This window comes from Amycolatopsis kentuckyensis (genome assembly GCF_002155975.1).
GTDB classification, from domain to species: domain Bacteria; phylum Actinomycetota; class Actinomycetes; order Mycobacteriales; family Pseudonocardiaceae; genus Amycolatopsis; species Amycolatopsis kentuckyensis.
Genome location: NZ_MUMI01000246.1, coordinates 1 through 6,407, shown reverse-complemented (window position 1 = coordinate 6,407; position 6,407 = coordinate 1). Strand labels below are relative to the sequence as shown.

Genomic DNA, 6,407 nt, shown 5'->3' with positions numbered 1-6,407 from the left:
CGTGCAGCGACGGCGGCAGCAGGTGCAGCTGGACGAACCAGCTCGGCGAGCGCGCCCCGAGCAGGCGGTTGAGCAGCCCGCCGCCGCCCTGGACGACCAGCAAGATCCCCAGCAGCTCGATCACGACCGCACCTCCTCGCGCTTGCCGAACAGCTCCTCCCACACCGGCCCGGCGACCAGCCAGATCACCGACACCGTGCCCAGCCGCGGGAACCAGCCCCACAGCGGCGCCACCCGCGCCGGCTCGCCGATCGCGAAGATCGCCGCCAGCAGGGCCACCGCGGCGAACCCGCAGGCCAGCAGGCACTTGCCCCACTCGCGCCACTCGTACCGCAGCTTCTCCCGCCCCTGCCGCTTCGGCGGCGGCGGCGGGCCACCGGCAAAGCGGTGGGCGAACCGCTCGTCCGCCCACCGGACCATGCCTGGCCCGAACACCACGCTGAAGCCCAGGTAGACCGCCGCGAGGCCGTGCGTGAACCCCGGCTCGCCCCCGGCGGACAGGTCGAGCACGGTCGCCACCAGCACCACGACGTCGACCAGCGGCACCATGGCCAGCAGCACCGCCGACGCGCGCCGCAGGCGCAGCACGTACCGCACCGCCAGCCCCGCCGCGATGAACACCCAGAACCCGATCTCGCCCGCCGCGATGACGGCGGCCATCGGGTTCTCCGCGAAGAACTTCCCGATCTCTTCCACCCCACCACGCTCGCGCGCCCTCCCGGCCGGGCGCGTCGGCGAAGGGGAGGACCGGGCGTCATCACTTCGTAGGACGCGGGCCCGGCGCGCGGTGTGCTGGGATGATCGAGTGCCCCTCCCCCGCCTGCGCTCGCTCCCGGTGTGGCAGCAGGACGGCCTGATCGCGCTCGCCACCTGGCTGCTCGGGTTCCTCGTCTACGCGACCGGCGTCCACCGGATCGTCACCGCGTACGACCACGCGCCGCTGGCGGTGCGGCTGCTGGAGCTGACCGCGCTGTGCGGGCTCGAGCTGCTCCGCCGGCGTGTGCCCCTCGCACTGGTCCTGGCCACGGCGCTGCTCGCGGTGGACATCGGGCTCGGCCCGTCGCTGCCGGTGCTGATCATCTACACCGACTTCCTGTACGCGGCGACCCTCTACGGCTCCCGCCGCACCAGCCGGGTGATGATCGGCCTCGCCGCGTTCGCGGTGGTGGGCGTGCTCGGCGCGGTGCTGGTCCTCGCGCAGGAGTGGCGGACGGCGGTGCTGGCCGCGGTCGGCATGCTGCCCTTCGTCATCACGCCGGTGTGGTGGGCGGCCAACGTCCGGCAGCAGCGCGACATCGCCGACACCGAACGGGCCAACGCCGAGCAGCTGACGAAGATCGCGGAACTGGACCGGCGGGCGGCGATCACCGCCGAACGCGGGCGGATGGCCCGGGACCTGCACGACGTGATCGCCGGGCACCTCTCGGCCATCGCCATCCAGTCGGAGGCGGCACTGTCGCTGCCCGACCCGAAACTGGCGAAGACGGTGCTCGAATCGGTGCGGGAGAACAGTGTCAGCGCCTTGGAGGAGATGCGCACGATGATCGGGCTGCTCAAGGCCGACGGCGGGGCCGCGGAGACGACCGCGCCCGCCCGGCTGGCCGACCTGGCCAAGCTGGCGGAGTCGGCCAGGGCCAGCGGGCTGGAGGTGCACGTGGAGTCCACTGTGGATTCCAGGGCGCCGCTGCCGGCGGCGGTCGACCTGACGGCGTACCGGATCGCGCAGGAGGCGCTGACCAACGCGGTGAAGCACGCCCCGGGCGGGCGGGTCGACGTCGCCGTCCACTGCCTCGACGGCGTCCTCGCGGTGGAGGTCCGCAACGACGTCCGCACCCCGCTCCCCCCGGCGGGCGGCGGAACGGGCCTGCTGAACATGCGCGAGCGCGCGGACGCGGTGGGCGGCGAGCTCACCGCGGGCCCCACCGGCAACGGCTGGCTCGTCCGCGCCGAACTCCCCGTGGGCGGCCCGCTGTGACGACCGGAGCTTCGCCCCGGGACCCCCTGAAGGCCGCTGCGACCGTCCGCGTCCTGGTCGCCGACGACCACAGCGCCATCCGCTTCGGCCTCACCACCATCCTCGGCCACGCCGAAGGCATCGAGGTCGTCGGCGAGGCCGCCGACGGCGCCGCCGCCGTCCGGCAGGCGCGGGCGCTGCGGCCGGACGTCACCCTGATGGACGTCCGGATGCCGGGCACCGACGGCATCGCCGCCACCCGGGAACTCGTGTCCGAGGGGCTCACCCAGGTGCTCGTGCTGACCACCTTCGACCTCGACGAGTACGTGCACGGCGCGCTGCGCGCCGGGGCCGCCGGCTTCCTGCTCAAATCGGTCGAAGCGCCCCGGCTGATCGAAGCGGTGAAGCTCGTCGCGGCCGGCGACGGCGTGCTCGCCCCGCAGGTCACGCGGCGGCTGATCACCGCGTTCGCCGCGGCGGCCCCGGAACGGGCCCCGCTCCCGGCCGGCCTCGGCGAGCTCACCGACCGCGAGCGCGAGGTGCTCGGCTGCCTCGGCGAAGGCCTGTCCAACGCCCAGATCGGTGGGCGGCTGTACATCGGCGAGGCGACGGTGAAGACGCACGTCTCGCGCGTGCTGGCCAAGCTCGGCCTGCGCTCGCGCGTGCAGGCCGCGATCCTCGCCCAGGAGACCGGCCTGACCGCCACCGATCTGCGGAAAGACCCGTGACCTTCTAACTTCTCCTCATGGGTGAGCGGCGAACGCTGAACGTGGACGAGGTCCTGGAACGCCAGGACTCCGGGGAGCTCAAACGACGGCTGCGCGGGCGCGACCTGATCGGGTTCGGCGTCGGCATCATCATCGGCACCGGCATCTTCACCTTGGCCGGTGTCGAGGCGAAGACCCACGCCGGGCCCGCCGTGACGCTGTCGTTCGTGCTCGGCGCGGTCGTCGCCGGGCTGGCGGCGCTGTGTTACGCCGAGCTCGCCTCCAGCGTCCCGACGGCGGGAAGCGCTTACACCTACGCCTTCGCCACCCTCGGCGAGGTGTTCGCCTGGATCATCGGCTGGGACCTGCTGCTGGAGTTCGCGCTCGGCGCCGCCGTGGTGTCGCGCGGCTGGTCGGGGTACCTCGCGAACCTGCTCGGCCTGTCGCCGGAGTGGTTCGGCGAAGACGCGAAGGTCAACATCGGTGCGGTGCTCGTCATCGCCGTGCTGACCGTCGTCGCCGTGCGGGGCATCAAGGAGTCGGCCTGGGTGACCAACCTGCTGGTCTGCGTGAAGGTCGCGGTCTGCGTGCTGGTGCTCGCGGTCGGGCTGTTCTTCGTCAAGGGCGCGAACCTGACGCCGTTCATCCCGCCGGCGAAGGCGCCCGAAGCCGGGTCGACGGTGCTGGAGCAACCGGCGGTCCAGGCGGCACTGGGGCTGGAACAGTCCGTCTACGGCCTGGCCGGCATGATCACCGCGGCCGCCGTGGTCTTCTTCGCCTACACCGGGTTCGAAGCGCTCGCGAACCTCGGCGAGGAGACGCTGAACCCCCGCAAGGACCTGCGCGTCGGCATCCTCGGCGCGCTGGGGGTGTGCGCCCTGCTCTACATCGGCGTCTCGATCGTGCTGACCGGCATGGTCCCGTTCACCGACATCGACACCGGCGCGCCGCTGGCGGACGCGTTCGACCGGGTCGGCCAGCACTGGGTGGGCGCGCTGATCTCGCTCGGCGCGGTCACCGGGCTGACGTCGGTGATGATGGTCGAGCTGGTCACGATCGGGCGGATCGGCTTCGCGATGGGCCGCGACGGCCTGCTGCCGAAGGCGCTCGGCACCGCGCACCCGCGCTGGGGCACCCCGCACCGGATGACCATCGGCGGCGCCGCGCTGATCGCCGTGCTGGCCGCGTTCGTCCCGATTTCCGAGCTGGCCGACATGGTGAGCATCGGCGCGCTGTCGGCGATGATCATCGTGGCCGTGGCGGTCCCGGTGCTGCGCCGCCGCCGTCCGGACCTCGACCGGCCGTTCCGGGTGCCGTTCTCGCCGGTGGTCCCGATCCTGGCCGCGCTGGCGTGCCTGTACCTGATGCTGAACCTGAACGTGCTGACGTGGATCCGGTTCGCCGCGTGGCTGGTGATCGGCCTGGTGATCTACTTCGCCTACGGCCGCCGCCACTCCCGCTTCGCGAACCGGGCGCCGGTCAGTCCCAGTAGGACGGAGTGAGCCCGGCGTCGCGGGCCGCTCGCCGCACCACGGCCGCCTGGTCCGCGTCGACGACCACGAGGACGCCGAGCCCGCCCAGTGCCGCCGTCACCCATTCGACCGGCTGGTCGTGGCGGCCGTCGTCGCCGAAGGACGGATAAGTGTCCACAACGGACATCAGGGTGCCCTCGGCGCCGATGCGGATGCCGACCAGGAGCACGAAGTGGCCGCCGGGCGGGCGCCAGCGGGACATCCACAGTGGCGGGACGCCGGTGTCGAGGTAGTCGAGCAGTGCGCGTTCCGGGGTGTCGTGGGCGCCGAGCTCGGCGCCGTCGATCCGGGCGAGCACCGCGACGCGCGGGACGTCCCACAGCCCGACGAGCAGGTCGAACAGCGCCTCGGTGGTCCACTCCCCCGTCACCGGCACCGCCGCGAGGGCGCCGCGCGACAGCGACTCGACGGCCGCCGCCAGCCCGGAAACCCGGGTGCCGGCCGCGGCCGGGTCGTCGACGACCGGCAGCGGCAGCCGGAAGTCGCGCCGGCCCGGCTCCCCCGGCGGGCGCACGGCCGGGCCCCGGACCGTGCCCGCGGCCGCCGCGACGGCGTCCTGGTCGGGCACGTCGAGCCCGGCCGCCCGCAGCGCGGCGAGCCCGCAGAACGCCGCGGCCAGGCCGTCCTTCTGGGGCAGTTCCGCCTGGGCGACCGCGGCCAGCCGGGCCCCGCCCGGCAGCCACCGCACCCCGGACAGGTCGAGCTGCCCGCCGTCGATCCCGGAAGTCATCGGTCCCCTCAGTAGCGCCAAAGATGGGCGGCGACGATCTCGTCGGCCGTGCGGTCGGCCGCCCACGCCGCGTCGGACGCCCGGACGGCGCGGAAGGCACCCAGCAGGTCGTCCCCGAGCACCCCGGCGATCCGCGGCGACGCCACGAGCGCGGCATCCTGTTCGGCGGGGTTCGCCGGCAGCCGGGACACCCCGCGGACGTCCCGTTCGCGGTCGGTCCAGCCGCCCGGGTCGTCCCCGATCGGCTCGGGCAGCGCGGGCGCGTCCTCGATGCCGGCCATCCCGGCGGCGAGCACCGCGGCGAGCGCGAGGTACGGGTTGGCCGAGGCGTCGGAGGTCTTGAGCTCGACGTTCGCGTGGCCCTCGCCCAGCAGCGCCGAGCCGGGGACGTACCGCAGCGGCGCCTCCCGGTTCTCGACGCCCCAGAACGCGTACGCGCCCGCGAAGTAGCCGGGCCGCAGCCGCAGCGTCGAGGGGACGCTCGGCGCCGTGATCGCGGTCAGGGCCGGCAGGTCGCGCAGCAGCCCGGCGAGGTAGCCGGCACCGTCCCCGTCCGGCTGCCCGGTTTTGCCGGTTTCGAGGAGATTGCGGCCTTTCCGGCGGACCGAGGTGTGCAGGTGCCACCCGTTCCCGGCGGCGTCGAGGCCGACGAGAGGGGCGAAGCTGACGGCGAGCCCGTGCACCCGCGCGGCGGCGTGGATGGTCTGCCGGGCGAGCAGCTGGTCATCGGCGGCGGAGACCGGATCGGTGGCAGCGAGGGAGAGCTCGAGCTGCGCGACACCGTACTCGGCGTGGAGCTGGCCGATCTGCAGGCCGTTGGCGGCGAAGTCGTGCAGGAGGGCGCCGATGAAGCCGTCGAGCGGGACGAGGGCGTGCGGGCTGTAGGCGGGCCCGGGGTGCCCGGGAGCGGCCAGGACGTCGGAGCTGCCGGCGGGCGCGACGGCGAACTCGAGCTCGTAACCGGCCCGGAATTCGAGCCCTCTTCTGGCCCCCTCCGCGACCTGGGCTTCGAGGACGGTGCGCTGGCAGTAGGGCCAGGGCTCGCCGTCCCGGGTGAGCTGCCGGACGGGCGCCCAGGCGAGCGCGGGCTGCCCGGCGAGCCGCCGCAGCCGCTCGACGACGGGCACGAGCCGGATGTCCCCGGAGGGGGTCGACAGCTTGTCGTGCGCGTAGGTGATGGCGTCGTGACTGTCGAAGACGGCGAAGAGCGAGGTCGCCCCGACCCCGCGGCCGGCGGCATCGGCCAGCCCGGCGACGGGGATGATCCGCGAGCGCGGAATGCCGTTGTTGTCGGCCCAGGCCAGGTGAACCCCACCCACTCCGGCGGCGGCGAAGTCCTTCGCCGCCGCCGACGCCGCCTTGGTCATGGCTCCCCGCTTCCTGCCGCCCGGGGTCAGTATCCCGGGCGAGGGAGGTGCGGGCCATCACGATCCGGTCCGGGCGGCGCTCACCAGTTGCCGATCCAGCGCCGCCCGGACCGGATC

General features: G+C 73.9%; 6 protein-coding genes. 3 read left to right on the top strand and 3 right to left on the bottom strand.

Annotation, left to right across the window (positions count from 1 at the left end; translation table 11 throughout):
• Nucleotides 1-120 precede the first annotated feature (120 nt).
• Nucleotides 121-696 carry a hypothetical protein gene (locus CCN39_RS23660; RefSeq protein WP_086845408.1) on the bottom strand — a complete coding sequence of 192 codons (576 nt, stop codon included), beginning with the start codon at nucleotides 694-696 and terminating at the stop codon, nucleotides 121-123.
• A 109-nt stretch (nucleotides 697-805) separates the two neighbouring features.
• Between CCN39_RS23660 and CCN39_RS23655 the strand changes: the two genes are divergently transcribed.
• From CCN39_RS23655 to CCN39_RS23645, 3 genes are read left to right on the top strand one after another with little or no spacing between them, the layout of a single operon-like run.
• Entirely contained in the window at nucleotides 806-1,975 is a 1,170-nt protein-coding gene (locus CCN39_RS23655) for a sensor histidine kinase (protein WP_086845406.1), read from the top strand.
• The gene (locus CCN39_RS23650) at nucleotides 1,972-2,682 is read left to right on the top strand and encodes a response regulator (protein ID WP_244210962.1); all 711 of its coding nucleotides are present in this window, start codon (nucleotides 1,972-1,974) and stop codon (nucleotides 2,680-2,682) included. The genes CCN39_RS23655 and CCN39_RS23650 overlap by 4 nt, the downstream gene beginning before the upstream one ends.
• Before the next feature lie 41 nt (nucleotides 2,683-2,723).
• Nucleotides 2,724-4,163 (top strand): amino acid permease, encoded by a 1,440-nt coding sequence (locus CCN39_RS23645; RefSeq protein ID WP_086845410.1) that lies wholly within the window; start codon nucleotides 2,724-2,726, stop codon nucleotides 4,161-4,163.
• Here the strand turns inward: CCN39_RS23645 and CCN39_RS23640 are convergent.
• Nucleotides 4,141-4,923 carry a DUF6885 family protein gene (locus CCN39_RS23640; protein WP_086845404.1) on the bottom strand — a complete coding sequence of 261 codons (783 nt, stop codon included), beginning with the start codon at nucleotides 4,921-4,923 and terminating at the stop codon, nucleotides 4,141-4,143. The genes CCN39_RS23645 and CCN39_RS23640 overlap by 23 nt on opposite strands.
• 8 nt (nucleotides 4,924-4,931) lie before the next feature.
• Nucleotides 4,932-6,290 (bottom strand): type I glutamate--ammonia ligase, encoded by a 1,359-nt coding sequence (locus CCN39_RS23635; protein ID WP_086845402.1) that lies wholly within the window; start codon nucleotides 6,288-6,290, stop codon nucleotides 4,932-4,934.
• Nucleotides 6,291-6,407: the final 117 nt, after the last annotated feature.